Origin of the sequence: Cellulomonas hominis (assembly GCF_901521055.1) — a bacterium.
Classification (GTDB): domain Bacteria; phylum Actinomycetota; class Actinomycetes; order Actinomycetales; family Cellulomonadaceae; genus Cellulomonas; species Cellulomonas endometrii.
The window spans coordinates 35,571-61,846 of record NZ_CABEGA010000021.1; the positions used below are offsets into that span (position 1 = coordinate 35,571).

Here is a 26,276-nt window from a genome sequence, read left to right on the forward strand (position 1 = left end):
GGTCCCCTCCGGGGTCTCAGCCGAACCGGCCGCTGATGTAGTCCTCGGTGCGCTGGTCGGCCGGCTTCTCGAACAGCCGGGCTGTCGTGTCGAACTCGACCAGCACTCCGTGCCGCTCACCGGCATCGTCGACGTCGGCGGTGAAGAAGGCGGTCCGATCGGCGACGCGCGCCGCCTGCTGCATGTTGTGCGTGACGATGACGATCGTGTAGCGCTCGCGCAGCTCGGCCATCAGGTTCTCGATCCGGAGCGTCGCGATCGGGTCGAGCGCGGAGCAGGGCTCGTCCATGAGGATCACGTCGGGCTCGACTGCGATGGTGCGGGCGATGCACAGCCGCTGCTGCTGGCCGCCCGACAGCCCGTAGGCGCTCTGCTTGAGCTTGTCCTTGACCTCGTCCCACAGTGCCGCGCGGGTCAGCGCCTCCTCGACCAGGTCGTCCATCGACGACGGCCGCATCCCGGTGACGCGAGGGCCGTAGGCGACGTTGTCGTAGATCGACTTCGGGAACGGGTTCGGCTTCTGGAACACCATCCCGATCCGACGACGGACCTCGATCGGGTCCACGCCCTTCGCGTAGAGGTCCTGCCCGTGGTAGCGCACCGAGCCTGCGACCCGTGCTGAGTCCACCAGGTCGTTCATCCGGTTCAGGGACCGCAGGATGGTGGACTTCCCGCACCCGGAGGGGCCGATGAGCGCGGTGATCTCGTTGAGCCCGAAGGTCAGGGAGACGCCCCGGACGGCCTGGTAGGGGCCGTAGTACACGCTGACGTCCTCGCACTCGAGGACCGGGGACGGTGTCTCGGGGATCTCGCGGTGCACGCCGGCGCGCGGTCGGGCGTCCAGGGAGCCGGTGTCGTCGGGGTGCACGTCACGCCCGGTGGTGGTGCTCGTCATGTCGGGGTCCTCGGGGAGCGGGGTCACCAGCGGCGCTGGGACCGGTTGCGGATGATGATCGCCAGGGCATTCATCGCGAGCAGGATCACCACGAGCAGCACCGAGGCGGCGGCGGCCAGCTCGCGGAACCCTGCCTGAGGGCTGTTGGTCCAGCCGAAGATCTGGATGGGCATGGTGGTGAAGCCGCTGAGCAGACCGTTCGGGTCGAAGGAGATGAACACCAGAGCACCGAGCAGCAGCAAGGGTGCGGCCTCGCCCAGTGCGCGGGACAGCGCCAGGATCGTGCCGGTGGAGATGCCGGGGACCGCGGCCGGCAACGTCACACGCCACGTGGTCTGCAGCTCTGTGGCACCGAGGGCGAGGGAGGCCTGGCGCTGCTCGCGGGGGACGGCGCGCAGCGCTTCGCGGGTCGAGATGATGATGACGGGGAGGATCAGCAGGGCCAGCGCGAGCGCACCGCCGATCACGATGTTCTTGTTCTGCACCCCGATGAGCGACAGGGTCCCGATCGCGAGCATCCCGTAGATGATCGAGGGGATCGCCGAGAGGTTCTGGATGTTAAGCTCCAGCAGCCGGTTGAAGCGGCTGTGCCGGTCCGCGAACTCCTCCAGGTGCACCGCGGCCGCGATCCCGAGCGGCACCGCGAGCACCGCCGTCGTGCCGATCACCCACAGGGAGCCCAGGATGGCCGGCCGCGCACCGGCCTCCTCCGGCCGGGACGACGGGTACTCCGTGAGCAGCGTCGAGTCGAGGCGGTCCCCCGCTTCGACGATCGTGCTGACCAGGAGCGTCACCAACGTCGCGAACGCGACGAGCAGGCTCGCCCAGAGCAGGACCAGGAACAGCGTCGCGCCCGGGCTGCGTTCCCGGGAGCGCTGCCCGGTGGGCAGTGGCCGGGTGGCGGGCGTGGTGGTGGCGGTCATCAGTACTCCTGCCGGAACCGGCGCACGAGGCGGATGCTGATCAGGTTCACGACGAACGTCAGCAGGAACAGCAGCAGCCCGACCGCGAACAAGGTGTCGTACTCGAGGGATCCGACCCGGGAATCTCCGAGCGCCATGCGGGCGATGAACCCGGTCATGGTGGCGCCCTCCATGGTGGGGTCGGTGACCATCTGGGGTCGGGCACCGGCGGCGATCGCGACGATCATGGTCTCGCCGATCGCCCGCGAGATGCCCAGGACCACTGCGGCGACGATCCCGGACAGCGCGGCGGGGAAGACGACCCGCAGCGTCGTCTGCATCCGGTTGGAGCCGAGCGCTGCGGAGCCTTCACGGAGCGCGTTGGGCACGGCGCTCATCGCGTCCTCGGACAGGGAGGCGACGGTCGGGATGATCATCACGCCCATCACCAGCCCTGCGGCCAGGATGGAGAACGTCCCGACGTCGATCCCGAGCCAATCGCGCAGGGCCGGGCCGACGAAGCTCAGCGCGAAGAACCCGAAGACGACCGTCGGGACACCGGCGAGCAGTTCGAGGATCGGCTTGAGGACCTTGCGCACCCGGGGTCGGGCGTACTCGGCGAGGTAGGCGGCCGCACCGAGCCCGCAGGGCACTGCCACGGCCAACGCGATCACGGTGGTCCATGCCGTGGCGGTGATGAGCGGCAGCACCCCGAACGAGGGGTCGGCGAACTGCGGCGCCCAGCGGGTCCCGGTCAAGAACTCCACGACCGACACCTGCTGGAAGAAGCCGATGGCCGGAACGAGCAGGGAGATGACGATGCCGGCGGTAATGAGCACCGACAGCCCCGCCGCCGCCCGCAGCAGGAGGCGGATCACGGTCTCGCCGCGGCGCGAGCGCACCTGGCTCAGGTCCCGATCGGCGCGCAGGCCGGAGCGGCCCTGCTCGGCAGGGCCGCTCCGGAGGTGCTGCGTGGTGGTCATGTCAGCCGACCAGCGCGGCCAGCTCGTCCTGGGCGGTCTGACGCTGCTCGTCGGTCAGCGGGACGAACAGGGCGTCCGTGGCGGCCTGCTCGCTGTTCTCGACGTAGAAGTCCACGAAGTCGCGCAGGGCCTCGTTCTCGGTGTACTTGGCGTTGTTCACGTAGATGAACAGCGGGCGGCCGAGCGGGACGTAGGTGCCGTCCTGGACGGTCTCGGTGGACGGGACCACGCAGCCGTCTCCGCCGTCGACGCCGACGAGCTTGATCTGGTCGGCGTACTCCTCCGCGTAGGACAGGCCGAAGAAGCCCGTGCCGCCGGTGGCGCCGGTGACACCCTGGACCGTCAGGTTGTCGTCCTCCGACGGGGAGTAGTCGGCGCGGATCGCGCCCTCCTCGCCGTTGATCGCCTCAGTGAAGTAGTCGAACGTGCCCGAGTCGGTCCCGGCGCCGTACAGCTCCAGCGGCTCGTCCGGGAAGGACGGGTCGACCTGCTGCCACGAGGTGATCTCACCTTCGGACTCCGGGCCCCAGATGGTGGCCAGCTGCTCGACCGTCAGGCAGTCCACCCAGTCGTTCTCGGGGTTCACGACGACAGACAGCCCGTCGTTCGCGACGACGATCTCGGTGTACTCGATGCCGGCGTCGGCGCAGGCCTGGATCTCTTCGTCCTTGATCGGGCGCGAGGCGTCGGAGATGTCGGTCTCATCAGCGCAGAAGCGCTTGAACCCGCCACCGGTGCCCGAGGTCGCCACCGTGACGTTCACACCCGGCTGCTCGTCCCGATACAGGGTCGCGGCAGCCGAGCTCAGCGGCTCGACCGTCGAGGAGCCGTCGATGACGACCTCGCCGCTCAGGCCGCTGCCTCCCGAGCCGGACTGCTCGGAGGTGGAACCGGACTGCTGGCCGCCGCACGCGGTCAGCGCGAGGACGAGGGCCGCTGCACCGGCAACGGCGGCAGGGAGCTGGCGCGGGTTGGACACGTCGGATCCTGTCTGATGGAGGGCACGGGTCCCGAGCGGGACGAATCGATAGAAGCTCGTCTACACGAATTCCCGGTGAACTCGCGGTAAACGATCACTGATAAGTAGACGTCGGTCTAACGTTGCGTGCGGGGCCCCGAGCCAGCACCACGCCACCTGCGGTTCATCGACGTCGTGTTGACTGCGCGCAGAAGCTCCAACGCAGAAGGGAACGTCCATGCACCTGGTCGTCGTCGGCGGATCAGACGCGGGGATCAGCGCGGCGCTGCGCGCACGCGAGCTCGATCCGCGGGCCGAGGTGACCGTCGTGGTCGCCGACGCCTACCCGAACTACTCGATCTGCGGGATCCCGTACTACATCTCCGGTGACGTGCCGGACTGGCACGACCTGGCGCACCGCACCCGCGAGCAGCTCGAGGGTGCGGGGATCGACCTGCTGCTGGACACCGTCGCCACCCGGATCGATGCTGAGGGGCGACGGCTCCAGGTGCTCGGCGCCGGCGGTGGCGAGCGCTGGCTGGACTACGACGCCCTCGTCGTGGGGACCGGCGCGGTCCCGGTCCGCCCGCCGATCGACGGCCTGGACGTCCTGGGCGCCGCGGACGGGGTGCACCTGCTGCACACCATGGGCGACACCTTCGCCCTGACGGACTCGCTCGACGCAGCCGCGGTGCGGTCGGCGCTGATCGTCGGCGCGGGGTACGTCGGCGTGGAGATGGCGGAGGGCCTCACCGCCCGCGGCATCCGCGTCACGCAGGTGGAGGCGCTGCCCGAGGTGCTGCCGACGGTGGACCCCGAGCTCGGCGCGCTCATCCGGGCCGAGCTGGTCCGGAACGGCGTGGAGGTCCGCACCGCGACCACCGTCACGCGCGTGCAGCGATCGACGGATGGTGGCGCGCGGCTGCACGTGGCGGCCACCGGCCCGGACGGGGACACGTCCTGGGACGTCGACCTGGTGCTCGTGGTGGTCGGCGTGCGGCCGGACACGGGCCTGCTGGTCGGCGCCGGAGCCGCGACCGGCCCGCGGGGTGCGGTGCTCGTCGACTCGGACATGTCGACCGGACTGCCGCAGGTCTGGGCCGCCGGCGACTGCGTGGTCACCCATCACCGGGTGCTCGGCACCAGCTACTTGCCGCTGGGCACCACCGCCCACAAGCAGGGGCGGGTCGCCGGGGAGAACGCCGTCGGCGGCCGGGCGCGCTTCGCCGGCAGCGTCGGCACGCAGGTCGTCAAGGTGTTCGACCTGGTCGCGGCCCGCACGGGCCTGCGGGAACACGAGGCGACCGCCGCCGGGTTCACCCCGGCGACCACGGCCAGCGCGCCGGACGACCACAAGCGGTACTACCCGGGCGCGGCACCGATCCACATCCGAGTCACGGGCGACGCGACTACGGGCCGCCTGCTCGGCGCCCAGCTCGTCGGGACCCGCGCGACCCAGACCGCCAAGCGGGTGGACACGTTCGCCACGGCGCTGTTCCACGAGATGGACGTCGCCGGCATGGCCGACCTGGACCTGGCCTACACCCCGCCGCTCGGGTCACCCTGGGACGCGGTGCAGGTCGCGTCGCAGGCGTGGGTCGCTGAGCACCGGGTCGACGCCGAGCGCGCCTCGCTCGGGCGCGACGCCGCCCCCCGGAAGCCGGCGGTGCTGTTCGTCTGCGTGCACAACGCCGGTCGGTCCCAGCTGGCCGCGGGGTTGGCCGCGGCGTACGCCGGGGACCGCGTGACCGTGCTGTCCGCAGGAACCAAACCGGACGAGGCGGTGTCCTCGACGGTGCTCGAGTCGCTCGACGAGCTCGGCATCGACCGCCGCGATCAGACTCCCCGCCTGATCACCGCCGAGATCGCCGCGCAGGCCGACGTCATCGTCGCACTCAAGCCGGGACTGGACCTTCCCGACCACCCGCACGTCGAGACCTGGTCGCTCCCGGACCCGGCAGGGTGGACCCTCGACGGCATCCGCAGCCTGCGGGACCACATCGACCAGCGGGTCCGCACCCTGGTGGACAAGCTGCTGACCGACTGACGCAGCGACGGCGGCGCACCCCGCGAGGGGTGCGCCGCCGTCGATCTGCAGGTCACGTAGCGCGGCAGATCACGCGGCGCAGCAGACCGCCGTGGGCGTAGCACGGGCCGGGACCCGGGCCCGAAGCCTCTCGACCGCGTCGCGCAGGCGGTGGACCGCCCGGACGACGCAGCCCGGGCAGTCCTGGGCAGAGCGACGCAGCTCGAGCTCCCGGGCCAGTTCCCGTTCGTGCTGCTGATGGATCGTCAGGTACACCTCGGGGTCCATCACGCCTCCTCGGATGCGGGCTTGCGGGCGCGGACGATCGCACCGTGCATCCCGTCCGCCACGGCGTGCGTGAACTCGACCTCGGCGTCGGCGAACCCGGCAGCGGCGAGACCGTCCAGGTACTCGGTGCGGGACAGCGCCCCGGCGATGCACCCGACGTAGGAACCGCGCTCGGCGCGCTCCTCGGGGGTCAGGTGGTCCTCGGCGACCACGTCGGAGATCCCCACGCGCCCGCCGGGCACCAGCACCCGGAACGCCTCGGACAGCACTGCGGGCTTGTCGGTGGACAGGTTGACCACGCAGTTGGAGATCACGACGTCCACCGCGGCGTCGTCGAGCGGGAGGTCCTCGATCGTGCCCTTGCGGAACTCGACGTTCGCCGCTCCCGCCTTCGCGGCGTTGGCGCGGGCCAGGTCGAGCATCTCGTCGGTCATATCGACGCCGTAGGCGAAGCCCGTGGGCCCAACGCGGCGCGCGGACAGCAGCACGTCGATCCCGCCGCCGGACCCGAGGTCCAGGACGCGCTCGCCCTCGCGCAGCTCGGCCACCATCAGCGGGTTCCCGCACCCCAGCGACGCGGCCAGGGCCTCGGCGGGCACCGCGGCCGCGTCCTCGGCGCCGTACAGCGTCGCGCCGAACCGCGCGTCGATCACCAGGTCCTGCGGCCCGCAGTCGCCACCGCCGCAGCAGCCGGCGTCACCGCTGCCCTGCACCGCCGCCAGCGCGTACCGGGACCGGACCTGCTCACGGATGTCCTGCACCATCACTCCTCCAAGGGATCGATCCCCGTCGATGTGATGAGACTGACACCAGACATCGACGGCTGTCAACATCGACAACGGTCGATGTGTGGGCGAGGATGTCGTCATGGCTCTGGACCTGCTCCCGATCAGCACCGCGACGTCGGCCGCCTGCTGCAGCCCGGTCACCGGCAGCACCATGTCCGCCGACGACGCCGACCGGACCGCCCGCACGCTGAAGGCGCTGGCCGACCCGGCCCGGCTCCGGCTGCTGTCGATTATCGCCGCGCACGACGGCGGCGAGGCGTGCGTCTGCGACCTGACCGAGCCGGTGGGACTCTCCCAGCCGACCGTGTCGCACCACCTCAAGGTGCTCACCGAGGCCGGGTTCGTCACCCGCGAGAAGCGCGGGGTCTGGGCGTACTACACGCTGGTGCCCGACGCTGTGCGGGCGCTCACCGCGCACCTCGGCGAGCACCTGCTCGACCGTTCTGCCGCATGACCAACGCGTCCACGGGCGTCACCGTCGCCCCGATGCACGGCGGGCACGCCGCCGCAGTCTTGGACATCTACGCCGCCGGCATCGCGACCGGCACGGCGACCTTCCAGGCCCAGCCGCCCACCTGGGACGACTTCGACGCCGGCCACTTGGCTGAGCACCGCTTCGTCGCCCTCGACGGGGACAACGTCCTCGGCTGGGTCGCTGTCTCCCCCGTCTCGGGACGTTGCGTCTACGCCGGCGTCGTCGAGCACTCGGTCTACGTCGCACCCGAAGCTCGTGGCCGCGGTGTGGGGCGCGACCTGCTCGATCACCTGCTGGAGTCGGCCCGGGCTGGCGGAATCTGGACCGTCCAGTCCGGTGTCTTCCCGCAGAACCTCGCCAGTCTCGCCCTGCACGAGGCGGCCGGATTCCGTGTCGTGGGCACGCGCGAGCGGCTCGGCCTGATGGAACACGGGCCGCATGCCGGCACGTGGCTCGACGTGGTCCTGCTGGAGAAGCGCCTGTAGCGCTGGGGTGCCGCACCGCCGAGCCCTCGGCGAGCCTGATGCCTAGCCAGGCGCGTCACGGTCGCTTATCGCGCTGAGGTACCCCTGCCAGTCGCGTCCCGCGCGCCGGGCCCAGCCGGTCGAGGCAGCAATGCTCAGCCCGAACAGATCGCTGATCACCGATGCCGGTAGGTCGCTGGCCAGGGAGATCAGTGCCGCGTTGCGCGCGCGGCGCACCGTCAGCCCGTAGCGGCGCATGCGGGTGACGAGCCCCGTGTAGCTGATGTGGCCCGAGGTGCCGCGGCCGGGGAAGAGCCAGGGAGGCTGCGAGGAACGGGCCGGGATCAGGGGCACCCCTCGCGAGCTGGTCTGGTGCGGGAGTCGCGCGAGCAGCCGCCCCAGCGCCGGGGGTACGAGCACGACGGGCCCACCGACAGCGATCGAGAAGCCCGTGGGGTAGGGCATGACGCCTGGGTGGTGGACGTGATCGCTGGTGAGCTCCACGACGCGGGCCAATGGGATCCCGTACAGCAGCAGCAGCGCTCCAGCTGTGCGGACGTCGTCGGGGATCGTCGGGTCTGTCAGGCACCTGCGGACCTGCGCCCAGCGTTCGTCCTCGGTCATCGAGACGTCCGGGTCCTGACGCTGAACGTGCGTCACGTGCAGCGGGGACGCAAGCCGGCGCCGGGCCGCCCAGTGAAGGAAGTCCGCCGTCGCGATGCGGCGGTCGTGCGATGCGCCGGTGAGCCACCGGTCGAGCGTGGCCTGGTCCAACTCAGCGAGGGCGGTGCCTCGCGCGTCGAGCCAGGTCAGCAGTTGCGCGACGCGCTCGAGGCGCTGCCACGCGGCTCGGAACTGGCTGTAGGTGAAGGTGCCGGTGCGCTCGTAGCGTCGACGAGCTCGGCGCAGCAGCGACCAGGAACCGTAGGCTCGGATGACCTGGCGGGTGGGACCGGGCAGGTCGGCCGCGACGCGCTCCAGCGTGGCGTCGAGTCGCTCGATCGGGTCGTGGCGCCCGGGGAGCACGCCGATGTCGACAAGCGTGCGGCGCAGGGACCACACCTCGCGCTCGTCATACGCGTCCAGCGCGGCGTGGTCGATCGTGACGTTCTGAGCAAGGAGATCGCGCACGACGCGTGCTCCCCCGCGGGGGTTGGTCAGCCACTTCATCACCGAGCGAGGCCGGCGACTGTTCGCAAGTGCCTCGACCAGGACCCAAGCAGGTTCACTCAGCGCCGGTTGCCCGAAGGCACTGCTGAGCTGGTCGCGCAGGGCACAGCGCACGCAGAGCTTCGCCTTGTACGGCTCCTCGCCGCCTCCGCAGCGGATGCAAACGTAGGCGTAGCGCCGGCTCCCCGAGCACGGCCCGCACAGGGTGCGCTTCGTCGACGTGGAGCTAGAGGTCGCGGCGATCAGCACACGCGCGTTGCCGCAGGAGGCGCAGGTGCCCGGGTGGGTGCGAGCCGACGCGTAGCACGACCGGCAGACAGGACCCACCGGCCACCTGGCCGCCGCAGCGGCAGTGGACCCGCAGATCGCGCAGTGCGTCCGCGGGGCTTGGTAAGGGTGGCGCACCTCGCCGGGCACGTGGGCTCAGTCGAGGTTCGGCCGGCGGATCCGAGTGCGCTGGACCGCAGGGCCGGCGCCGCCGGGCCCCCGGGAGCCGTTCCCCGCCTTTGCGACGGTGGCGTCGACGGCGACGACGGAGATCAGGTCGTTCGGGGTGCAGTCGAGGATGTCGCACAGGGCAGCGAGGGTGTCCGTGCTGAGGCGTTGCGGGGGTGCCGTCACGAGGCGGTAGACCTGCTCGCGTGACAGGTGCACGCCACGTTCGGCGAGTTGAGGTACCAGGTCGGTGGTGGCGAACATCCCCCGCTCCGCCATGCGTAGGCGCAGGTTCCACTCGATGCCCATCTTCTTGATCACGAGCTTCCTTCCTCGGCGTTGTCGCGCCACAGGTCCGGCTGATGGGCAGTGATCGCCCGGCGCAGCAGGGTGTTGCGGTAGGCATCGGAGACGCCGGTGTAGATCGCTGTCGTGGCTGCGTAGGCGTGGCCCACCTGCTCTTGAACGAACCGCTCGGGATAGTCGAACTCGACCAGGTGGGTCACGTACGAGTGCCGCAGACAGTGCAGATCCAAGCTCCTGTCCAATCCCGCAGCGTCCCTCGCTTCGGCGAACGCCGCGTTGATGCCCCGCCAGTCAAGGCGGCTGCGCCGCTCAGTCACCCACAGAGCCGGGTGCTTCCCGGGATCGAAGCGAGGGCGTACCTCGTCGATCCACTGCCGCAGAACGGGCACGATCCAGTCCATCTCCGGCACGAGCATCACGGTGCGACGTCGCGGCGGCCCGCCGCGCTGCGACTTGCCCCAACGGACCATCACCGCACCGCACCGCCCGAACGCACGGACCTTCGGGTTGGCGCGCAGATCCACCAGATCCAGGCCCCATGCCTCCCTCCGGCGCAGGCCGAACGCGTACACCGTCTTCAGCAGCGCGGCGTCTCGCTGAGCTGCCAGCGCGCCTTTGCGTCGGCGCACCCGGGCGTGCTCCACGAGGTCGTCCGCGGCGTCGAACAGCAGCTGAACCTCCTCGTAGTTCAGAGGGCGCCGCCCGGGGCGACCCTCGTACACCGAGCTGTGTACGACGGTGTTCCACTCGTCGAGCACCTGCTGCGGCACCTGGCCGAACCGGTCGGCGCAGACGTCGCGCCAGCCGTAGCGCGGGTCAGTCACGTACTCGAGGAACAAGCGCAGGTCACCCGTGTAGGAGCGAGCGGTCGACACCGCGATCGGCGCGCGGCCTGAGGACTGCCCGCTGATGAACGCCTCCACCTCCGCTGCCGTCCACTGCCACGGGTAGAGGTTCGAGAACTCGACCATCCGCCGCACCATGCTCAGCCGCCGTCGCACCGTGTCCGACTTGAGGAACCGAACCTTCTGCTGCCGTTCCCAGCCCTGCAGCATCGCGGCGAGGACCGCCGACTCGGGGTCGATCAACCCGACGCCGTCGACGAGCACCAGGTGCGCCGCACCTGGTAGGTCGAGTCGCCGCCCCATGGTCACCGTTGCATCAAACACAACATCGATGCGCAAGCACAAGAGGCACTGGCCAATGGCCGCGCCGCGCGATGGACTGGGGGTCGGAGCCGCTGAAGTCAGGCGGTAGCCGGGGGTGCCGAGACCTCGTCAGGATGCAACTCTGGACGAACACGGACGTAGCGCACGGGGTGGCGCCAGCTGGTCCCGGACCAGGCGATGTCGGCGGACACCTCGATGACGAGGGGTTCGATCAGCGTGAGGGTGACGGGTTCGCGGCCGGCGCCGAAGCCGTGGACGGCGGAGGCGGGGACGACGGCCGGCCAGGGGTGGTCTGGGCCGGCGGGGCGTAGCTGGGCGGTGAGGTCGCAGGCGGCGAGAGCGCCGAGCGGGACGGTGCGGCCGACGATGCGCAGGGGCGTCGGTGCTCGGGGAGAGCGTCGTCGGTGGTGACCAGGTGCCGGCGAGCTCCGCGAGCACGGCGCACCGCTCGGCCAGCGGTCGGGCGCGCAAGTTCCGGCCGGCGTGCTCGAGGACGTCAAACGCGACGTAACTCGCGGGCTGTTCGCACGCTAGGCGCGAGGCGGCGCGAGGGCTGGCGACCTGACGCTGCAGTGCCGAGAAACGCCAGGGCGCCGGTCGTGGTCGACCACACGACGGCCTCCCCGTCGAGCACCGTGCCGGCGGGCAGCTGGTCGACGGCGCCGGCCGCCAGGCCCGGCAGCGCGGCGGTGAGGCGCCGAGAGTAGTTGCGGGCACCGGCGTCGTCGACGACCAGGACGGCGCGGTAGCCGTCCCACTTCGCTTCCCGCGTGTCTACGCCGCGCAGCGAGCTGGTTCGGCGATGGTCTCCGCGACGCGCGCCAGCACGACGTCGACGAACTGGCTCGAGTCGCCGGACGACAGGCGGGAGCGTCGTGGGCGGGGCATCGCTCCAGAATCAGGCTCCCGCTTTCGCCGCTCGGCATGCGCCCACGACGACCGCTACGCGAGTTCCGGCTGACGGAGAGCGCCCCACTCTCGACGCGTGCATGCCGCGAGGATGGCGAGACTGAGTGCCGCTAGGGCGAGTACCGCTACTTGATAGGGCACGTCGCCGGCCGAGAGGACCAGCCGGATCGCGACACCCGCTCCTGCGACGACGAGGGTCGACACAGCGGCGATGAGATCGGATCGCCAGGAGAACGCGATGACGGCGGCCAGGGCGGCGACGAACGCGGGACCTAAGAAGTACGCGATGGGCAGCATCGCGTAGCTAACCAGAACCAGAGCCGCGCCAAGCAGCAGCGCGCCTGTGACTCTGCGCGACGTCCGTCGACGCTGGATCGCCGCGACCACGACTACTGCGAGAGCTGCGAACAGTGCGATGACCCTATGCGTAGCACCGTCGGCGCGAGTCATGTTGAGCGCTGCTCCCAGTCCGACTGCCACGGCGACGACGAGAGCTATCGGAAGGCGCCCCAATCGGGCGCCCCCCCGCTCACCTGACACAGGCTCGTTGAACGGGCGAGGCATCGGCATCTCTCCATACTCACACAGGAACAGCAGACGTGGAAGAGGCTGCCCTCGCACACGGGAGGGTCGAATGTCAAGGTTCAGATGGGTTTCAGATTCGCCCACCTACACACTGCTGCCGCGCTACGGTCAAGTTGCGGCTACCGGCCGCGATTGCGTCCATACCAGGGGGTATTCCATGCGTGTCAAGAGGTCACTTTTCGCCGTGCTCGCGGTTGTATCCGCATCGTTCCTCGCGTCGTCGCCAGCGATCGCGGCCGACGGCGCGACGTCCACGGCAACGGAGGTCAGCATCGTCCAGCTGGCTGACGGCACCGAGCTAGAGATGTGGGGGGAGACGCCGAGCGGTCGAGTGATCCCGCTCGAGACGGAGACCAACGCGGACGGTGACGTCCACACGATGGACGCGCTCGGATGCACCGCCGCGCCAGGCGGTATCGGTGCGCAGAACTGCGTGACGGTGATCAACTCGAGCCCGCTGGGCGGGACCGGGTTCGCATACGCGATCTCAAGCTACATTTCGGCTAGCGACAACGTTTGCTCCAAGACGGCGCAGTTCAAGTACACCGATCGCACCGCCAACCCCAACAAGACGGCGACGGTCTCGGGCAGCGCGTGCAGCTACGGCGGCGGCGATCTCAGGTGGGACCCCGCAGACTTCCACCTCCAGCACGGCTCGGACTTCTGCGCGCGGCAGAAGAACTCGGCTACCGGCGGGGTCTACGCGAACTACGCCTGCGTGCGGATCAGCGCGTAGCGAGTGGATTGACCCCAGGAGGCACCGGTGCCTCCTGGGGTCAATCCATCCAACGCATGTAGTCATCGTGTTCGGGAGCTCGGTGGGCCGCGACCGGTCCATTACCCCCGCGGCTCCCGCTCGGCCCGTTCGACGGTGCGGCAAACGGCTGCGCGCGAGATTCCGAACGGCTGGGCGAACTCCCGTCGTTCCTCTCGCCCGCCTCGAACACCTTGACCAGGTGCTGGGCCCGCGCCGACGCGAGTTTTGGTCCGCCGCCGCGCCGGCCGCAGGCTTTGGCCGCAGCCATGCCGTCGCGGGCGCGCGCGAACAGCCGGCTGACGGGGCATGAGGCCGCCGACCTGAAGCATGCACCCCGTGCCCGTGAGCAGCGCACCAGCACGCGCCGCGCCTCTGCGGTGCACCCGCGGCCCGTCCTGTGACGCTCACGTTGGACCTTGTCCACCCTAGCGGCCGCCGATGACGGAGTCGCCAGGCTGATTGCTTCATCGGACGTGGCCGTCCCAACCGATCGCGTTCGACGCTCCCTAGCCGCCAACAACGACCGCCCGGCGAGCTGGCCTGCGCCGGACGCCGAGGGGGTGGGTGGCCCTGCCGATGAGCGTCGACGTCCTGAATCGTCTGCCTGGGCGGACCGAGTGACACGTGTTCCCCGCACCTCTCGGCTGTAGGCGTTGGCGCCTAGAATCGTGGGCATGGCCGTTGAGAAGCGCGAGCAGGTCTTCATCAGTTCCACCTTCAAGGACTTGGTTGATGAGCGTCGCGCCGTCACTCAGACCCTCCTCGAAGCCGACTGCATCCCTTCCGGCATGGAGCTGTTCCCCGCGTCTGACAGCGAGAAGTGGGATCTAATAAAGGGCGTTATCGACCTCTGCGACTATTACGTCGTGATCGTTGGCGGGCGCTACGGCAGTGTGGACGACGCCGAGCAGCTCTCATACACGGAGATGGAGTTCGACTACGCCGTGAGGACCAAGAAGCCGATCATGGGATTTTTGCACGGCAGCCCCGGAAAGTTGCCTGGTGACAAACTCGACCTCGACAAGCACCTGCGTGAGAAGCTGGACGCGTTCCGCGACAAGATCGAGAAGAGGATGGTCAAGTACTGGCACGAGCCAGGCGATCTACCAGGTCAAGTCGCGCTCGCCATCATGCAGATTCGCAAGTCACACCCGGCTGTCGGATGGATCCGGGCCAGTGAAGCCATGACGCCCGGGGTTAAGGCCGAACTGGCCGAGCTGAGGGCAAGGGTGCGCGAACTTACGGCGGACCTCCACGATGAACAGCGGCAGAAGGCCTCGGCGGTGGACCCCTCCGACCTCGTTCAGGGCGACGACTCCGCTCCGCTCGAATGCACGATCGAATTTCAGTGGCAGTGGAGGATCGACGCCGAGGAGGCGTACGTGACAAACCGGCAACGCGCGCTCTGGACGGTCAACCCAACGTGGAATGATGTCCTCAAGCACGTAGGACCTGAACTCATGGATGAGGCCTCCGAGGAGTACCTACGCAAGCGGTTGTCCTCTCTGTGCGACGGGCTCGCTCGGCGTGACTTGCTGAAGGACGACGACAGCGGTGACGACGGCGCCGATGCAGCAGAGGACACCGACGCAGAATCCCACGACGACTCCGAAGACAATGGGGCCGAGGACAACCGTGTCGGGCGGATCTACGACGTCGACGTCACCATCGATAGCTTCAACGATGTGAAGGTTCAGTTCTCCGCTCTCGGGCTTATCGAGAAGGGCACCAAGCGTCGTCCAGGCAGTGACACGAGCACATACTGGCGCCTGACGGAGCGCGGGGAGCAGCAGTTGCTGCGACTGAGGGCGCTCCGCAAGCCGGTGCCGGTGGAGACCGGGCGCGACCCGTCCGAAGGGGCGATGTAGTCGAGCCGAACGGATCCTTCGACGTGGCCACGCCCCGGAGCACACGGGATAGCTCCGGGGCGTGGTCGCACTCCGACAGCACCCGTTGCCCCGCTGGTCGGGCACTGGTCGTCGTCAGGGCAGCGTCGCCGGTCGGCGCCGACCTGGCCTCACTACTGCCCCCAGGTAGGCGGTACGGGCGCTGACACGATTCAGCGAGTCGCAGCTGTCGTCTAAGGAGAACGGTGGCCGATCCCTTCCAGCCGCCCGTCGACCGAGGCCCCGTCTCGGCGCCGGCCGACCCGCACCCGCCGACGTTCCAGACACCCACCCCCGCGCCGACGTACTACCAGCCGACGTCCGGCCACCAGGCGCCGCTCCGGGGCCTGTGCCCTAGCAGCAGCAGTCGGGCCCGCGGGCCGCGCACCTCGCGCCGGCACCGGTGCCGATGTACCACCAGCTGCCGCCGGCGACGGTCTCGCACATGCTGTCGCTCATCGCCCTGCCCCTGGCCGTGATCACCATCGTGTTCGTGCCGCTCCTGTTCGGCGGGGCCGCGATCATCCTGTTCAGCGTCGGCAAGTCGGTCGCAAGAAACCGCTCGGGACCGTCGCGTTCATCATCTCGATCGTGCTGACGATGGTCGGAGTCGCCCTCAGCGATCATCGTCGCAACCTTCGTCACAAGCATGGGAACCCCGCTGCTCTGAGTCGAAGACCACTGGCGCAGTCGAACGCGTGTTCGATACTTGGTGAGTGATCGACCGAGTCCCGATGCGCGAGATGGCCCGCCAGGTGCCGGCCAGGGCGTACGCCGGCGCCCGCGTCACCCGCCCTGACGAGGCTCCGCAGGTGCGGGCGTGGATCGTGGACGCGCACGGTCGGGACGTCCAGGTCGACGGCGAGGCCGTCGCCTGGACGGACCGAGTCGTCCACGTGCACTACGTCGACGACCACGGCCGCGAGGGCTGGGCCTGGGTCTGGGCGTCCGCGGTTACCCGCCGGTGAGCCTGCCGCAGCGCGTTCCCGGTGGGCAGTCGCGGATCGCCGCGGCGGTGACGCTGCGGAACCAGCACCCCGTCCCACCGGGTGTTCATCACGACGTGGAGCAGCCCGTCCCCGTGACCGCACGGCTGCACTGGGAGACGGGCACCGAGACGATCGAGACCCTCGCCCTGGAGTGGACCCGCACCCTGGTGCGCATCCGCATCATCGACTGCGCGTCATGACCGGCGCCGTCTGGATCCGCGCCGCTGATGTGCAGCGGCAGCCGCAGGCGGCCTAGACGTCGCGGTCGTGGTTGGTCTGCCACCAGAGCAGGTCACGTCGGTACGTCTCCTGCGCCTCTTCCCAGGTCGTTCCAGCGGGGTAGGCGAACGGGTGGTGCCCGTACTCCAGGCAGGATGACGAGATGGTCACCCCGTCCGCTAACGGCGATCCCTGCCGGCAGTTGACGCACAGCGGTTCCGTGGGCGGCTGGTCCGGCTCAGAGGTCAGACGCTCGTACCGGTCCGTGCCCGCGGCCGCGAGCAGGACCGCCTTCTGCAGCTGCGGCAGGAGCGCACGACACTCCTCAGCGCTGAGCCGGTACAGCCCAGGAAGGTCGACCGGGACCTGCTCGAGGACCGCCTGCGTGACGTGTGCCAGGACGGCGAACAGCCGGTCACCGAACAGCGCTGCGTCGCTGTCGTCTGCTCCGAGACGACGCAGTCGAACGCGGCCATGGCCGGGGTCGTCGACGGAGATCTCGAACCCCTCCCAGCCGTCGGGGTCGGTGTAGAACGTCACAGCCACCCGTCGAACCTCCCCCGCTGCATCACGGAAGCACACCGGCCTGGTCGGATCACTAGCGAACGCATCATCACGACGGCCGGCGCCGCGCCGGCGGGCGGCCCGCGTCACCGTTCGAGTCGTTGTTCATGCTGTCCTCCGGAGCTGGGTAGGGCGGGCACTTCACGTGCGGTCGAGGTGGGCTACTTCAGCTGGTCGTTGCTGAACCGCCGGCGTGCCATCTCACGGCTGATCCCGACGCACCAGCCGATGACCGACCAGGAGGCGCCGGCCGCGACGAGCTGCTGGACGATCGAGCGTTGCCGGTCCTTGGCGGCGTCCTCGTCCCGGCGCGCGCTGCGCAGGTCGTTCACCAGGTCGGCCACGTCCTTCGGGAGGGTCACGCCGCTCGCGTCGACGACGCGCGTCTCGTCACCGAACTGCCTGATCTCGAACCGTGCGCGTCCGCCCTGCGGCATCGCGATACTCCCGTCCCGGACGTCTGCTGCGACGCCCAGCATGTCGGTCCGCAGGTCATGACGTCCACGCGGCTCCCCAGCGCCGGCCGGCTCAGCGTGCGTCTGCACGTCACGGCTCGGCAGGAGCGTTCGGCGCGTTCGCGAGCTCGAGCAGCACGTCGGCGTGGCACGCGGTCCCGGGCTTTCACCAGCACGCCAGGTCCCGCCCGGTCAGGTCCTGTAGGTGTCCGAGCAGCCAGTCGAAGCGGTCGTCGGCGTCTTCGGTGTCCAGCAACCGGTGGCCGGTGGTGTGGCTGTTGCGGGTCGCGACCCAGGTCCGGAACATTCTCACGGCCTGGTCCTGCCCGTACCGCGACACCGGGAACGGGTTCCCCCATCGCGTCGGGCGCGCGACGATCACCGCGGTGGGATGCTCGTGGCGCCAGCCACCGGCCCGGCGCGTCATCTGGACCCGGACCGGCGCGACGTCGCCGGGGAGCGTCATCGGGTACGACCACCGGGCACCGGACCGCGGGACGCGGCCTCCCGGCGCTCGCGCAGCGTCCTGCGTTGCCCGGCGGTGAGGCCGACGTGGCCCCACACGCGCCGGTGATGACCGCCGCCACGTATGACGACGTGCCCAGGCACAGGGCAGTGCACGCCGCCGTCGCAGTTCTCCCGCAGCCGCTTGCGGCGACCGGCCCTACGAGCTTGCTCCGTGGTCAGCGGACCTGCTCCTTCGTCGTCGGCGAGCGCGGCGGCCGCGGCGCGCACGGTCATGACGAGGTGCCGTCGAGGTGCAGCTCAAGGCGTGCGGTCTTGGCGACACATCGAGTCCACTGCCCCAGCACGGTGCGGGGCATGGCCCGCCGGGGCAGGCGTGCCGCGGCGCGGACTGCTCGCAGTCGCGGGGCCGCCGGGGTGCCACGAGGGTCGACGACCAGAAGCCCCCAGCCGTCAGGAAGGTCGTCGCCGACGATCCCCGCATCTGGGACAACGAGCCACCACCGGTCGCAGTACCGCGACCAGCCCTCCGCCTTGGCCGGGTCGCGCAGCTCGGCCAGCAGGTCGGCGCGGGACACCTTGACCTCGAACCCGTGCAGGTCGGTCCGCCCGTACGTGTCCAGGACGAGGTAGTCCGCGATCCGATCGACGTCCTTGCGGAACGTCGATGGCGTCGGCACGTGTGCGGCGCGCACGTACCGGTCGGCAGCCGTGCCGGCCCGCAGAGCGGTGTACCGCTGACGCAGCATCCGCATCATCCGATCCTCGGTCCACGGCCGCTCCTCGAGCTCCAGAAGCACCAGGTCGAGGGCCCTGCTCATGAGGCGTCCATGTCAGCGGCGGTGACGCGGGCGGTCACGTCCGCGAGCAGCTGGCGCAGGACTGCGACGTCCTCGATCGAGGCGAGCTGGTCGGCGACGCCGACCCACGGCTCGATGTCCGGGTCGGTGCCGCCGTCGGCGCCGGCAGCGACGGCACCGAGCAGGTCGACAACGTCCTCCGCGTCGCGCTTCGACGACGCGCGGCGCTGGATGGGCAGCGCAGTCACGGTCACCCACCTGCGCGCGCCTGCAGCCCTCACCTTGGATTCCACGCGGGCCATCGCGGCGACGTACAGCTCCACCCCCGGCTCCGCCAGACGGCCCAGCGCCACCTGACGCGCCCCGAGCGCGGCCCGCACGTTCGCGACCTCTCGCGGAGTCAGCGACACCCCCACCAGCTCCGTGACGACCTTCACCGGCCTGGCGGCTGGCCCGGGGGTGGCGAAGCGGTGCGGCCCGCGCGGCGCACGGACCGGCTGCCCGATCGCAGACAGCAGGTTCAGCGCGGCATTCAGGGCCTCGGTCCGGGCGTGCTCCTCGCGCACGTCCCGGGTCCCGTCGCCGTTCTGCGCGTCCAGAGCGAGGCGTAGGCGGGTTCGCGCGGCGCCGGTGGCCTGCCGGACCCGGAGGTCCCGACCGCCCACCTTCGGTCGCTTGATGACGTTCGCTTCGGACATGGGCAGGCGCTCCTCAGGGAGTAGTTCGGCGCGGCTGCACTGTCCACTCTAGTAGGCAGTAAGGGTCGTGGTCTAGCGCTCTTGAGGGTCCCAGGCTGATGCGCTCGTGCTGCGGCGCTCGGCCACCTACGCGGTCGGCGCGGTCTACAGCATCAAGTCCTTGGGAGCACGGTGCGGTTGGTGCAGGCATGGCGGGACGCGTGGTCGCGGTCGCGCTCAACCCGAACCAGGCCAAGGGCCCCGGATAGAAGGGGCTGTGCGGGCAAGACAGCAAGCATGCTGGGCTGCATGCAAGCTGGCGGTGCTCCAGATGGGGGACCGATGATGAAGTTGACGTCGGTGCAGGCCAGAGTGATGGCTCATGAACACGGCGGTGGCGCAGCAGGGGGGCACGGCGACTCAGCCGACCTCGGATAGGTGGGCTCGACGGCTCAAGAGCTTGGGGTTCACGGCGCCCGAGCTGGCGGACTTGGACGAGGTCCACACGCGATATCTGCGAATGAGCCTCAGCCGGCCAGGAGCGTTCTGGGGCTCCATCGCGTACGCGGCGCTGATGCCCGTCATCCTGACGCTGACGATCTACGTGGGTCAGCCCGACGGCGACCGCTCGTGGGAGACCCCGGTGAACGTTTCGCTCGTCCTGACCATTGCGTATGCCGTGGTGGCTTGGCCGATCTACACCGGCCTGATCGCGGCCAACCGTAGATGGGGGAGTGCCGACATCGAGCTCTTCTACGCGCTACGTCCCCTGGTCGTGCCGCGCAAGAAGCCGCAGCGCGCGACTGGATTGGCTTCGAGGCTGGCACTGCGTAGGCAGCTCGACCGGGTAGACCGGCAGGCTGCGCGGCTCGGGGCACGTGACGGCGTGACCGACGAGCTGCGTAGGGCCGCGGCAACCGGCACCGAGATCTACGCGGCCAGGCGCGCCCGCCATCTCGCGATCGCTTTGGTGAAGGGCGAGGTGATCGACGTTGGTCCGACGCCCCCGGTGACTGGAAACGAGGGTTCCAGCACGCTCCGACGGGTGATGGCGGGCGTGTGGCAGTTCATCGCCGCGGTGGCCGTGCCGATCTTGATCGCAGCCACGTGGGGTGCGTGAACGCGGACCCGCGCCGGCCCAGACTCGCCTACTCGACTGCGCAGGGCTGATGAGGGGCGCTTGTGCTCGCGGGCATCAGCTGCGCGGCTCGAGGCCGGGGATCGCTGGCGAAGGCCAGGGATGCAGGCTTGCGTGCCGCAGGCGTGGGCTCGCTGAGGTGACCCGCCACCGGCCTGTGTCGTCCGGCTCCCCCACGTGCTCGATCTGCCGGTGGCTGCCGGCGGCGTGTGCGATCGCTGCGAGCACCAGGTCCACGTCCTCGCGGGTCAGCGACGCCAGCAGCCACCCCAACGGGTGCATCGACATCGTCTCTAGGGGTGTGGCGACCGGGTCACGATGGCCGGCGAGCTGGGCGGCTATCCGCGCGATCGCCCGCTCCCCCGGCTCCCCCTCGACCGCGGCGACGTACCGCTCGACCGCGATCCAATCGACGCGAAGGCGATCCCCTGCGCCGTTCGCGCGGACGCACTCACGGATGAACTCAGGTCGGGGCAGCCACCGCCAGTGTCGGATCAGCAGCTCGACGCCTGCCTCTGAACTCAGAGATCCGGAGGCGCCGGCGCGCAACCCGTCGACGAGCTCTGTGACGGTCATCAGTGCGGGGTCCTGGGGCATTGCGGTTCCTTCGTTAGGGGCTGATGGGTGTCGGTGTGGTGGTGGGTTCTCAGCTCCCGAAGGGGCGCCCCATCCGGAAGGCGCCTCTGTTGGGTTCGAACGGGGTGCCGTCGTTGAGCTCGTCAGCGAGCCGGATCAGCTCTCGAGCGACCGCCTCGTTGATGAGCGCGGTGAGCGACCGGGCGCCGCCTGGTAGCGGGCTCGTGCGCAAGACCGCGGTCTCTGCGCGCGACTTCAGCTCTACCCCGAGCGCGAGGGAGGTTGTCGCCTTCGGGCCGCGCTGATAGTCAGTCGGCACCCGTGGAGCGTCGTCGGGCGCTCCCTTGCTCGGAGCGGCGCTGTCCCCCGCCAGCGAGGGGCGCGTCCCATGCACGGCATGGAAACCCGGGGTGCCGAGCGGCGCCGCATCTTCGATGCCCCCGGCCGTCGATCGGTCGCCTCGCACGCCCGAAGCCACGGGGGTTGCAACGGCGGCCTCGCCGGCGCCCTTGGTTGGCGAGGCTGGGGTCCGGACGGTCTCGACGTGGACGGCGAGTATGGGGCTGCTCGCATCGGGGCGGCGGCGGGCGGGGCGGGCGGTCATGGTGGTCCTCACTTCTCGAGGAGTCGAGCGGCGAAGCGGGCAGCGAGCTGGTCGAAGATCGCGGTGGTGAGCAGGCCTGTGGCGTCGCGCGGGAAGGCGGACAGCGAGGTGGCGGCACTGTCGGCCTCGGAGAATCGAGTGCGCATCGGGATGTACGAGGGGGTGACTTCCTGGTCGTCACCGCCGAGCAGGCGCCGCGTCGTGCGCAGGTCCCACACGAGATCTCCGAAGGTCTCGAGCAGCCCTTCGAGCTGGAAGTTCTGCTCGGAGGTGTTGCGTCGCATCGTGACGATCACGCCCCCGACCGTCAGCCTGTCGTTGCCGATGTCCTCGGCGTGCTGACTCACGAAGTCCCGGACTCGGACGGCGCCCTCGACCGGGTCGTACTCGGGACTTGTGACGATGAGGACGGTGTCGGCTGCGGCGAACGCCATCTGCACCAGGTGACCCAAGTCTGGGCGGGTGTCGATGAGGACTACGTCGTAGGCCTCGGTCCAACCCCGCAGGGCTTTCCGCACTCGGCGGACGGCGCCGACGGCGCCCGCCTCGTTCTCCCGGTTGCCCAGATCGAAGCGAGCTGGCAGGACGTCGATGCGCTTGGCCTCTGGCACGTCCTCGCCCCAGCCGCAGGCGACGACCGCGCCAGCGCCCGCTCCGTCGGCGTTCGCGGCGATGACCTCTGACATGGTTGGCGTCGGATTGCTCGGGTCCCACGTCACGCCCAAGCGTCGCGAGGCGTTCGCCTGCGGGTCGAGATCGACCACCAGGACGTTGAGCCCCCGACGCGCCAACCCGGCCGCCAGCTGGACAGTCGTGCCGGTCTTGTAGACGCCGCCTTTGTTGTTGGCGATGGACGCTGTCAGTGCCACTTGAGCCTCCTGATGAACAAGTAATCCAAGACAAGCAAGCGTCACGCAAGTGACATTGGGCTTCGCTTCTGTTTCAACACTGCAAGCAACACAAGGCTTGGATTGCTTGGTTGTGATGCACACCTTGACTTACTTGCGGGCACTCACTCGGACACTCCACCACCTACGCAACACACTCGGCCGAACCACGTGATCAACGACGCCAAGTGAGATCCGTTGACGCGGTACGAACTCCCCGTGCGCAGGGGCGTCACGCGGACCGCGGCGTCTGCGTAGTGGGACGGACCGCGTCCCATGGAGCGACGTCGGGGAGCAGGCCACGCCGACACAGCGCGCACCTCCCCGCACCACCGGGGTCGCCGTGGGGGCAGGTCGCCGGCTCGTGGGTCTGAGCCGCGTCGTTCGCCGCCCGGGTGGCGGCGCAGTCGGCGCATCGGGGCGGAACCCGCAGACCGCGGTGAAGCACGCACAGGTCGGTCCGGCGGGACGAGTCGTGACCGTCTGAGCTGTGGATAACTCCAGGTGACGTTCCCGACTTGGGTAACCGCTGGTTTTTACTGGATGGTTCTAGGGACGGTTTGTATGAAGACAGCTTCACCCCAGCCGCACCCGGCGCTTCACCCCAGGCCCGTCCCTGGGGTGACGACTGCTTCACCCCAAGATCAGCGTTTTCCACAGGTAGGGGTGAAGCGCCGTTCATCCCTACAAGGGGGTTTTCCACAGCAGCGGGCTCCTGGGGTGAAGCAGGGTTCACCCCAGGAGCCGGGTTATCCACAGATGCGGGCTGGAGGCCTTGGATTCTGGGGTGAAGGATTTTCACCCCAGCCTGACCTGCGGTTTCACCTCTGCCGACCGCGGGGACGCTGCGAGTGGGCGCGAGGGCGTCGTCAGGACCGGGGTTCATCACGAGGTCGTAGACCACGGGGCGGCGGTTCGCGGGCAGGTGGTCGACGAGTCGCTGGTCACCGGGGCGCATGACGCCGTACTCGACGAGCAGGCGCAGCTTGGTATGGACGGTGCGTGGCGTGCAGCGGGCGTACCGGGCCACCGTCGCGACCGAAGGCCAGGCGGCCGTGCCGTCATCCTTGGCGTGGTCGGCGTAGGCGATCAGCACGAGATGGGCCACGGGATCGTTGGGCAAGGGTGCGTCCTTGAGAGCCCAGACCATGCTCACCAGGCTCATGGCGACCACCGCCTCAAGCGACGGGGGACGACTGGCGACGTCTCGCGGCTGACGGGACGACAAGGAGGCATGGTGCGCATTTGAGCACTGAATGCCGCGCGCCGTCCAGTGCGCGTCTGGCGTCGCGGTGCGTGTGCCGCTAGCATCGCCGCATGACGACTCAGCCCGCCGACGTCCTCGCAGCTGGCCAGGTGCCCGAGTGGGGCGTGGGTGACCGGCTTCGCAAGGCGCGCGAGTTCGCGCGTCTGAGCCAGTCAGAGCTCGCCGACGTCGCGGGCGTCTCCCGCCGGACGATCAGCAAGCTCGAGAGCGATGAGGGCCTTCCCCGTCGGGCGTACGTGATCGCCTGGGCCTTCGCCACGGGGGTCCAGCTCCACTGGATCCAGACGGGGCATGCAGAAACCCCCGCCCAGGGTGACCCGGACGGGGGTTGTGCGCTGTGCGCCCGGAGGGACTCGAACCCCCAACCTTCTGATCCGTAGTCAGATGCTCTATCCATTGAGCTACGGGCGCGTGGCCCGAGGGCCGCAGACGAGAATACAGGTCCAGGGCCCCGCACCCAAACCGGCGGTCCGTCAGCCCCGTCACACCGCGGGCAGCCGCTCACGCCGGGGTGGAGAGCTCCCCGCGCAGGATGCTGTCCCCGGAGTGCGCCGGGTCCCCGTCGAACGGCTCGGCGGACACGTCGACCACGGCGAAGTCGTCCAGGTCGAGCCCGACCGGGATGGTGAACCGCCCCTCGTCGCCGTCGAGCACGCCGAGCCCGACCAGGCGGGTCGCCTCGCGGTCGAGCAGCCACACCTCGCGGAAACCGTCGCCCTCCGCGCCGGCGAGCCGGACGACGAGGGTGCGGCGCCCGTCGGCGTCCTCCTCGACGACGGCGTCGCCGGTGGCGGACCAGCCGGGGAGCGCGTCGAGCTGCGCCTCGGCGAGGACCTGCTCGGAGTCGGCGCGCTGCAGTCCGGCGACGACGAGCCCGCCGCCGACGCCGCCGACCACCAGCCCCGCGGCGGCCGCGGCGAGCACCCACCGGGTGCGGCTGCGGCGCGGCTCGGGCGCAGGCACCGGCGTGGCGGCGGCCGGCTCGGCCGTGACGGGTGCAGACACGTCCGGCGCGTCCGGCACTCCCGGCACTCCCGGCACGAGCGGTACGCCCGGCAGCAGGCCCGGCGACAGCCCGAGCTCGCCCCGCACCCGCTCCCACACGGCGTCGGGCGGCGGCACGGGGTGCTCGTCGGTGGCGGCGCGCCCGACGGCGACCGTCGCGGCGAGGGACGCGACCTCCCGCGCGCAGTCCGCGCACGACGCGAGGTGCGCGCGGTCGTCCGCGTCGAGCGGCTCGCCGAGCGCGGCCAGCGCGACGGCGTCAGGGTCGATGTGCCGCACCGTCCACCTCCAACCGGTCGCGCAGCCGGAGCAGGCTACGTCTGATGTGGCTCTTCACGGTGCCGAGCGGCAGGTCGAGCCGCCGCGCGATCTCGCCGTGCGTCAGGTCGGCGTAGAACGCCAGGGCCAGGATGGTCCGCTGCGGCTCCCCCAGCCGGTCGAGCTCGTCGACCACGACGACGCGGTCGGCGACGAGCGCCACGTCGGGTTCCGGGTCGCGGGACGCCCGCGCCGCCACGGCCTGCACGTCCCGGACGTCGCGGGTGCGGCGGCCGAGGGCGTCGGCGACGGCGTTCCGGGTGATGCCGGTGAGCCAGGCCCGCAGGGGGCCCCGCGCCTGGTCGAACCCCGTGCGCCCGCGCCAGGCGGACACGAACACCTGCTGGGTGACGTCCTCGGCGTCGGCGGCCGACCCGAGCGAGCGCAGGGCCACCGTGTGCACGAACGCGGACCAGCGCCGGTACGCCTCCGCGAGCGCCTGCTCGTCGCCGGCCTGGAAGGCGCGCCCCAGCTCGGCGTCGTCCCACTCGGGTGGGGGGCGCAGGTGCGCGACGGGCGTGGACAGGGCGCGCCTCCTCGCGTGCCGGACGACCGCGCGGGGTGCGGGCGTCGCCGGGGTCATCATGCGCCGACCGGGGTCGCGATGACCAGCACGTTGTCGGTGTAGCGCCGGGTGCCGGTGTCGAACGCCCCGCCGCACGTGACCAGCGCCAGCCGCGCGGGGCCGTCGCGGGTGAAGACGTCGGGCCACCGGGCCTCGGACTTGGGGAACCGGGTGACGCTCTCGACCCGGTAGGACCGCGCGCTGCCGTCGGCCAGGCCGACCTCGACCTGCTCGCCGGGCGCGACGTCGCCCAGCCGGACGAACGGGCCGGTGCCGGCGGACGCCACGGAGTCGACGTGCGCGGCGACGACCGTGGTGCCCGTGGCGTCGCCCGGGTCCGCGCCGAACCGGTACCAGCCGCCGCGCTCGGCGAGCGGGGGGATCTCCATCTGCCCGTCGGCGGCGACCCCGACGGGGTCGACGGGGACGTCGATGTCGTGGGCCGGGACGACCACGCGGACGGGGGCCAGGGCATCGGCGGCACCGGCCGGTGGCGGGGTCGCGGGGGCCACCGGCACCGGCGGGAGGGAGCCCGTCGCGGGGTCGGCCACGGGCGAGGGCGATCCCGACGGCGTTCCCGACGGCGCCGGCGGCGGAGAGGTCAGGACCGTCACCCCCGGCTCCTGCACGCCCACCACGGTCCCGAGCACGCCGGCGGTCCCCAGCCCGACGAGGCCGAGGGCGACGAGGAGCCCGGTCACGCGGCGGGGGCTGCGGCGTGGCCGGGCGTCGGTGGGGGACACGGTGGGTG

33 protein-coding genes and 1 tRNA gene are annotated in these 26,276 nt (G+C 70.5%); 10 read left to right on the forward strand and 24 right to left on the reverse strand.

Going from position 1 to position 26,276, the window contains the following annotated elements:
• Positions 1-16: 16 nt before the first annotated feature.
• The 4 genes from pstB to KJP73_RS06065 all read right to left on the reverse strand — a co-directional run bounded on the left by pstB (position 17) and on the right by KJP73_RS06065 (position 3,759).
• On the reverse strand, positions 17-808 hold the full coding sequence (gene pstB / locus KJP73_RS06050; protein ID WP_249669149.1) for a phosphate ABC transporter ATP-binding protein PstB: 792 nt from the start codon (positions 806-808) through the stop codon (positions 17-19).
• A gap of 110 nt (positions 809-918) precedes the next feature.
• A complete protein-coding gene (gene pstA / locus KJP73_RS06055; RefSeq protein ID WP_213281900.1) occupies positions 919-1,818 on the reverse strand; it encodes a phosphate ABC transporter permease PstA in 900 nt (299 codons plus the stop codon).
• Positions 1,818-2,780: a phosphate ABC transporter permease subunit PstC gene (gene pstC, locus KJP73_RS06060; protein WP_213281901.1), complete on the reverse strand. Its 963-nt coding sequence runs from the start codon at positions 2,778-2,780 to the stop codon at positions 1,818-1,820. The genes pstA and pstC overlap by 1 nt, the downstream gene beginning before the upstream one ends.
• 1 nt (position 2,781) lies before the next feature.
• Positions 2,782-3,759: a PstS family phosphate ABC transporter substrate-binding protein gene (locus KJP73_RS06065; RefSeq protein ID WP_213281902.1), complete on the reverse strand. Its 978-nt coding sequence runs from the start codon at positions 3,757-3,759 to the stop codon at positions 2,782-2,784.
• A 217-nt stretch (positions 3,760-3,976) separates the two neighbouring features.
• Here KJP73_RS06065 and KJP73_RS06070 point away from each other — a divergent pair, with 217 nt between their 5' ends.
• Positions 3,977-5,785, forward strand: coding sequence for an FAD-dependent oxidoreductase (locus KJP73_RS06070; protein ID WP_249669143.1), 1,809 nt, complete (start codon positions 3,977-3,979; stop codon positions 5,783-5,785).
• A 69-nt stretch (positions 5,786-5,854) separates the two neighbouring features.
• On the opposite strand, the gene KJP73_RS06075 is transcribed toward KJP73_RS06070, so the two are convergent.
• Positions 5,855-6,052: a hypothetical protein gene (locus tag KJP73_RS06075; RefSeq protein WP_213281903.1), complete on the reverse strand. Its 198-nt coding sequence runs from the start codon at positions 6,050-6,052 to the stop codon at positions 5,855-5,857.
• A complete protein-coding gene (gene arsM / locus KJP73_RS06080) occupies positions 6,052-6,816 on the reverse strand; it encodes an arsenite methyltransferase (protein ID WP_213281904.1) in 765 nt (254 codons plus the stop codon). Before arsM ends, KJP73_RS06075 begins: the two co-directional genes overlap by 1 nt.
• Positions 6,817-6,919: 103 nt before the next feature.
• Here arsM and KJP73_RS06085 point away from each other — a divergent pair, with 103 nt between their 5' ends.
• Positions 6,920-7,294, forward strand: coding sequence for an ArsR/SmtB family transcription factor (locus KJP73_RS06085; RefSeq protein ID WP_213281905.1), 375 nt, complete (start codon positions 6,920-6,922; stop codon positions 7,292-7,294).
• The gene (locus tag KJP73_RS06090) at positions 7,291-7,800 is read left to right on the forward strand and encodes an N-acetyltransferase family protein (RefSeq protein ID WP_433995149.1); all 510 of its coding nucleotides are present in this window, start codon (positions 7,291-7,293) and stop codon (positions 7,798-7,800) included. The genes KJP73_RS06085 and KJP73_RS06090 overlap by 4 nt, the downstream gene beginning before the upstream one ends.
• 42 nt (positions 7,801-7,842) lie before the next feature.
• Here KJP73_RS06090 and KJP73_RS06095 read toward each other — a convergent pair whose 3' ends face one another.
• The 5 genes from KJP73_RS06095 to KJP73_RS06110 all read right to left on the reverse strand — a co-directional run bounded on the left by KJP73_RS06095 (position 7,843) and on the right by KJP73_RS06110 (position 12,248).
• Positions 7,843-9,198, reverse strand: coding sequence for a hypothetical protein (locus tag KJP73_RS06095; RefSeq protein WP_213281906.1), 1,356 nt, complete (start codon positions 9,196-9,198; stop codon positions 7,843-7,845).
• Positions 9,199-9,372: 174 nt separating this feature from the next.
• The gene (locus KJP73_RS06100) at positions 9,373-9,705 is read right to left on the reverse strand and encodes a helix-turn-helix domain-containing protein (protein WP_146840797.1); all 333 of its coding nucleotides are present in this window, start codon (positions 9,703-9,705) and stop codon (positions 9,373-9,375) included.
• Positions 9,702-10,874 carry a tyrosine-type recombinase/integrase gene (locus KJP73_RS06105; protein WP_249669145.1) on the reverse strand — a complete coding sequence of 391 codons (1,173 nt, stop codon included), beginning with the start codon at positions 10,872-10,874 and terminating at the stop codon, positions 9,702-9,704. The genes KJP73_RS06100 and KJP73_RS06105 overlap by 4 nt, the downstream gene beginning before the upstream one ends.
• Positions 10,875-11,355: 481 nt before the next feature.
• Complete coding sequence (locus tag KJP73_RS19620) at positions 11,356-11,646, reverse strand: hypothetical protein (protein ID WP_349628289.1); 291 nt, start codon at positions 11,644-11,646, stop codon at positions 11,356-11,358.
• Between the two features lie 155 nt (positions 11,647-11,801).
• A complete protein-coding gene (locus tag KJP73_RS06110; protein WP_213281907.1) occupies positions 11,802-12,248 on the reverse strand; it encodes a hypothetical protein in 447 nt (148 codons plus the stop codon).
• A gap of 262 nt (positions 12,249-12,510) precedes the next feature.
• Between KJP73_RS06110 and KJP73_RS06115 the strand changes: the two genes are divergently transcribed.
• The 5 genes from KJP73_RS06115 (at position 12,511) to KJP73_RS19495 (ending at position 16,185) form a co-directional block, all read left to right on the forward strand.
• Positions 12,511-13,089: a hypothetical protein gene (locus tag KJP73_RS06115; RefSeq protein WP_213281908.1), complete on the forward strand. Its 579-nt coding sequence runs from the start codon at positions 12,511-12,513 to the stop codon at positions 13,087-13,089.
• Positions 13,090-13,784: 695 nt separating this feature from the next.
• On the forward strand, positions 13,785-14,978 hold the full coding sequence (locus tag KJP73_RS06120; protein ID WP_213281909.1) for a DUF4062 domain-containing protein: 1,194 nt from the start codon (positions 13,785-13,787) through the stop codon (positions 14,976-14,978).
• Positions 14,979-15,441: 463 nt separating this feature from the next.
• Positions 15,442-15,594: a hypothetical protein gene (locus KJP73_RS06125; protein ID WP_213281910.1), complete on the forward strand. Its 153-nt coding sequence runs from the start codon at positions 15,442-15,444 to the stop codon at positions 15,592-15,594.
• Between the two features lie 118 nt (positions 15,595-15,712).
• Positions 15,713-15,964, forward strand: coding sequence for a hypothetical protein (locus tag KJP73_RS06130; RefSeq protein WP_213281911.1), 252 nt, complete (start codon positions 15,713-15,715; stop codon positions 15,962-15,964).
• A gap of 95 nt (positions 15,965-16,059) precedes the next feature.
• Entirely contained in the window at positions 16,060-16,185 is a 126-nt protein-coding gene (locus KJP73_RS19495; protein ID WP_283770220.1) for a hypothetical protein, read from the forward strand.
• A 52-nt stretch (positions 16,186-16,237) separates the two neighbouring features.
• Here the strand turns inward: KJP73_RS19495 and KJP73_RS06135 are convergent, their stop codons facing one another.
• The 5 genes from KJP73_RS06135 to KJP73_RS06155 all read right to left on the reverse strand — a co-directional run bounded on the left by KJP73_RS06135 (position 16,238) and on the right by KJP73_RS06155 (position 19,186).
• Positions 16,238-16,750: a hypothetical protein gene (locus KJP73_RS06135; RefSeq protein WP_213281912.1), complete on the reverse strand. Its 513-nt coding sequence runs from the start codon at positions 16,748-16,750 to the stop codon at positions 16,238-16,240.
• A 179-nt stretch (positions 16,751-16,929) separates the two neighbouring features.
• Positions 16,930-17,205 carry a hypothetical protein gene (locus KJP73_RS06140; protein ID WP_213281913.1) on the reverse strand — a complete coding sequence of 92 codons (276 nt, stop codon included), beginning with the start codon at positions 17,203-17,205 and terminating at the stop codon, positions 16,930-16,932.
• A gap of 184 nt (positions 17,206-17,389) precedes the next feature.
• Entirely contained in the window at positions 17,390-17,689 is a 300-nt protein-coding gene (locus KJP73_RS06145) for a DUF4326 domain-containing protein (RefSeq protein WP_213281914.1), read from the reverse strand.
• Positions 17,690-17,960: 271 nt separating this feature from the next.
• The gene (locus KJP73_RS06150) at positions 17,961-18,509 is read right to left on the reverse strand and encodes a hypothetical protein (RefSeq protein WP_213281915.1); all 549 of its coding nucleotides are present in this window, start codon (positions 18,507-18,509) and stop codon (positions 17,961-17,963) included.
• The gene (locus tag KJP73_RS06155; protein WP_213281916.1) at positions 18,506-19,186 is read right to left on the reverse strand and encodes a hypothetical protein; all 681 of its coding nucleotides are present in this window, start codon (positions 19,184-19,186) and stop codon (positions 18,506-18,508) included. Before KJP73_RS06155 ends, KJP73_RS06150 begins: the two co-directional genes overlap by 4 nt.
• A 361-nt stretch (positions 19,187-19,547) precedes the next feature.
• Between KJP73_RS06155 and KJP73_RS06160 the strand changes: the two genes are divergently transcribed.
• On the forward strand, positions 19,548-20,285 hold the full coding sequence (locus KJP73_RS06160) for a hypothetical protein (RefSeq protein WP_213281917.1): 738 nt from the start codon (positions 19,548-19,550) through the stop codon (positions 20,283-20,285).
• 75 nt (positions 20,286-20,360) lie between these two features.
• On the opposite strand, the gene KJP73_RS06165 is transcribed toward KJP73_RS06160, so the two are convergent.
• From KJP73_RS06165 to KJP73_RS19695, 4 genes are all read right to left on the reverse strand, one after another.
• On the reverse strand, positions 20,361-20,900 hold the full coding sequence (locus KJP73_RS06165; RefSeq protein WP_213281918.1) for a hypothetical protein: 540 nt from the start codon (positions 20,898-20,900) through the stop codon (positions 20,361-20,363).
• Positions 20,901-20,949: 49 nt separating this feature from the next.
• Positions 20,950-21,483, reverse strand: a complete 534-nt coding sequence (locus tag KJP73_RS06170) for a hypothetical protein (RefSeq protein WP_213281919.1) — start codon at positions 21,481-21,483, stop codon at positions 20,950-20,952.
• 8 nt (positions 21,484-21,491) lie between these two features.
• The gene (locus KJP73_RS06175; RefSeq protein ID WP_213281920.1) at positions 21,492-22,352 is read right to left on the reverse strand and encodes a ParA family protein; all 861 of its coding nucleotides are present in this window, start codon (positions 22,350-22,352) and stop codon (positions 21,492-21,494) included.
• Positions 22,353-22,602: 250 nt separating this feature from the next.
• Entirely contained in the window at positions 22,603-23,535 is a 933-nt protein-coding gene (locus tag KJP73_RS19695; RefSeq protein ID WP_433995150.1) for a helix-turn-helix domain-containing protein, read from the reverse strand.
• 152 nt (positions 23,536-23,687) lie between these two features.
• Here KJP73_RS19695 and KJP73_RS19700 point away from each other — a divergent pair, with 152 nt between their 5' ends.
• Positions 23,688-24,017, forward strand: coding sequence for a helix-turn-helix domain-containing protein (locus tag KJP73_RS19700; protein ID WP_213281927.1), 330 nt, complete (start codon positions 23,688-23,690; stop codon positions 24,015-24,017).
• On the opposite strand, the gene KJP73_RS06185 is transcribed toward KJP73_RS19700, so the two are convergent.
• From KJP73_RS06185 to KJP73_RS06200, 4 genes are all read right to left on the reverse strand, one after another.
• Positions 23,976-24,048: transfer RNA gene (locus KJP73_RS06185), tRNA-Arg, on the reverse strand. The genes KJP73_RS19700 and KJP73_RS06185 overlap by 42 nt on opposite strands.
• A gap of 90 nt (positions 24,049-24,138) precedes the next feature.
• Positions 24,139-24,921: an anti-sigma factor gene (locus KJP73_RS06190; RefSeq protein ID WP_213281921.1), complete on the reverse strand. Its 783-nt coding sequence runs from the start codon at positions 24,919-24,921 to the stop codon at positions 24,139-24,141.
• The gene (locus KJP73_RS06195) at positions 24,902-25,546 is read right to left on the reverse strand and encodes an RNA polymerase sigma factor (protein WP_249669147.1); all 645 of its coding nucleotides are present in this window, start codon (positions 25,544-25,546) and stop codon (positions 24,902-24,904) included. Before KJP73_RS06195 ends, KJP73_RS06190 begins: the two co-directional genes overlap by 20 nt.
• Positions 25,543-26,276, reverse strand: a 734-nt coding sequence (locus KJP73_RS06200) for a class F sortase (protein WP_213281922.1), incomplete at its 5' end; no start/stop codon positions are given. The genes KJP73_RS06195 and KJP73_RS06200, both read right to left, overlap by 4 nt.

Coding starts and splice junctions, on each gene's coding strand:
- KJP73_RS19700 (WP_213281927.1), top strand. CDS start 23,688: ATGACGACTCAGCCCGCCGACGTCCTCGCAGCTGGCCAGGTGCCCGAG.
- KJP73_RS06150 (WP_213281915.1), bottom strand. CDS start 18,509: ATGAGCAGGGCCCTCGACCTGGTGCTTCTGGAGCTCGAGGAGCGGCCG.
- KJP73_RS06195 (WP_249669147.1), bottom strand. CDS start 25,546: ATGATGACCCCGGCGACGCCCGCACCCCGCGCGGTCGTCCGGCACGCG.
- KJP73_RS06090 (WP_433995149.1), top strand. CDS start 7,291: ATGACCAACGCGTCCACGGGCGTCACCGTCGCCCCGATGCACGGCGGG.
- KJP73_RS06085 (WP_213281905.1), top strand. CDS start 6,920: ATGGCTCTGGACCTGCTCCCGATCAGCACCGCGACGTCGGCCGCCTGC.
- KJP73_RS06145 (WP_213281914.1), bottom strand. CDS start 17,689: ATGACGCTCCCCGGCGACGTCGCGCCGGTCCGGGTCCAGATGACGCGC.
- pstA (WP_213281900.1), bottom strand. CDS start 1,818: ATGACCGCCACCACCACGCCCGCCACCCGGCCACTGCCCACCGGGCAG.
- KJP73_RS06170 (WP_213281919.1), bottom strand. CDS start 21,483: ATGACCGCCCGCCCCGCCCGCCGCCGCCCCGATGCGAGCAGCCCCATA.
- KJP73_RS06140 (WP_213281913.1), bottom strand. CDS start 17,205: ATGCCGCAGGGCGGACGCGCACGGTTCGAGATCAGGCAGTTCGGTGAC.
- KJP73_RS06125 (WP_213281910.1), top strand. CDS start 15,442: ATGCTGTCGCTCATCGCCCTGCCCCTGGCCGTGATCACCATCGTGTTC.
- KJP73_RS06160 (WP_213281917.1), top strand. CDS start 19,548: ATGAACACGGCGGTGGCGCAGCAGGGGGGCACGGCGACTCAGCCGACC.
- arsM (WP_213281904.1), bottom strand. CDS start 6,816: ATGGTGCAGGACATCCGTGAGCAGGTCCGGTCCCGGTACGCGCTGGCG.
- KJP73_RS06115 (WP_213281908.1), top strand. CDS start 12,511: ATGCGTGTCAAGAGGTCACTTTTCGCCGTGCTCGCGGTTGTATCCGCA.
- KJP73_RS06155 (WP_213281916.1), bottom strand. CDS start 19,186: ATGTCCGAAGCGAACGTCATCAAGCGACCGAAGGTGGGCGGTCGGGAC.
- KJP73_RS19695 (WP_433995150.1), bottom strand. CDS start 23,535: ATGAGCCTGGTGAGCATGGTCTGGGCTCTCAAGGACGCACCCTTGCCC.
- KJP73_RS06165 (WP_213281918.1), bottom strand. CDS start 20,900: ATGCCCCAGGACCCCGCACTGATGACCGTCACAGAGCTCGTCGACGGG.
- pstC (WP_213281901.1), bottom strand. CDS start 2,780: ATGACCACCACGCAGCACCTCCGGAGCGGCCCTGCCGAGCAGGGCCGC.
- KJP73_RS06075 (WP_213281903.1), bottom strand. CDS start 6,052: ATGGACCCCGAGGTGTACCTGACGATCCATCAGCAGCACGAACGGGAA.
- KJP73_RS06070 (WP_249669143.1), top strand. CDS start 3,977: ATGCACCTGGTCGTCGTCGGCGGATCAGACGCGGGGATCAGCGCGGCG.
- KJP73_RS06120 (WP_213281909.1), top strand. CDS start 13,785: ATGGCCGTTGAGAAGCGCGAGCAGGTCTTCATCAGTTCCACCTTCAAG.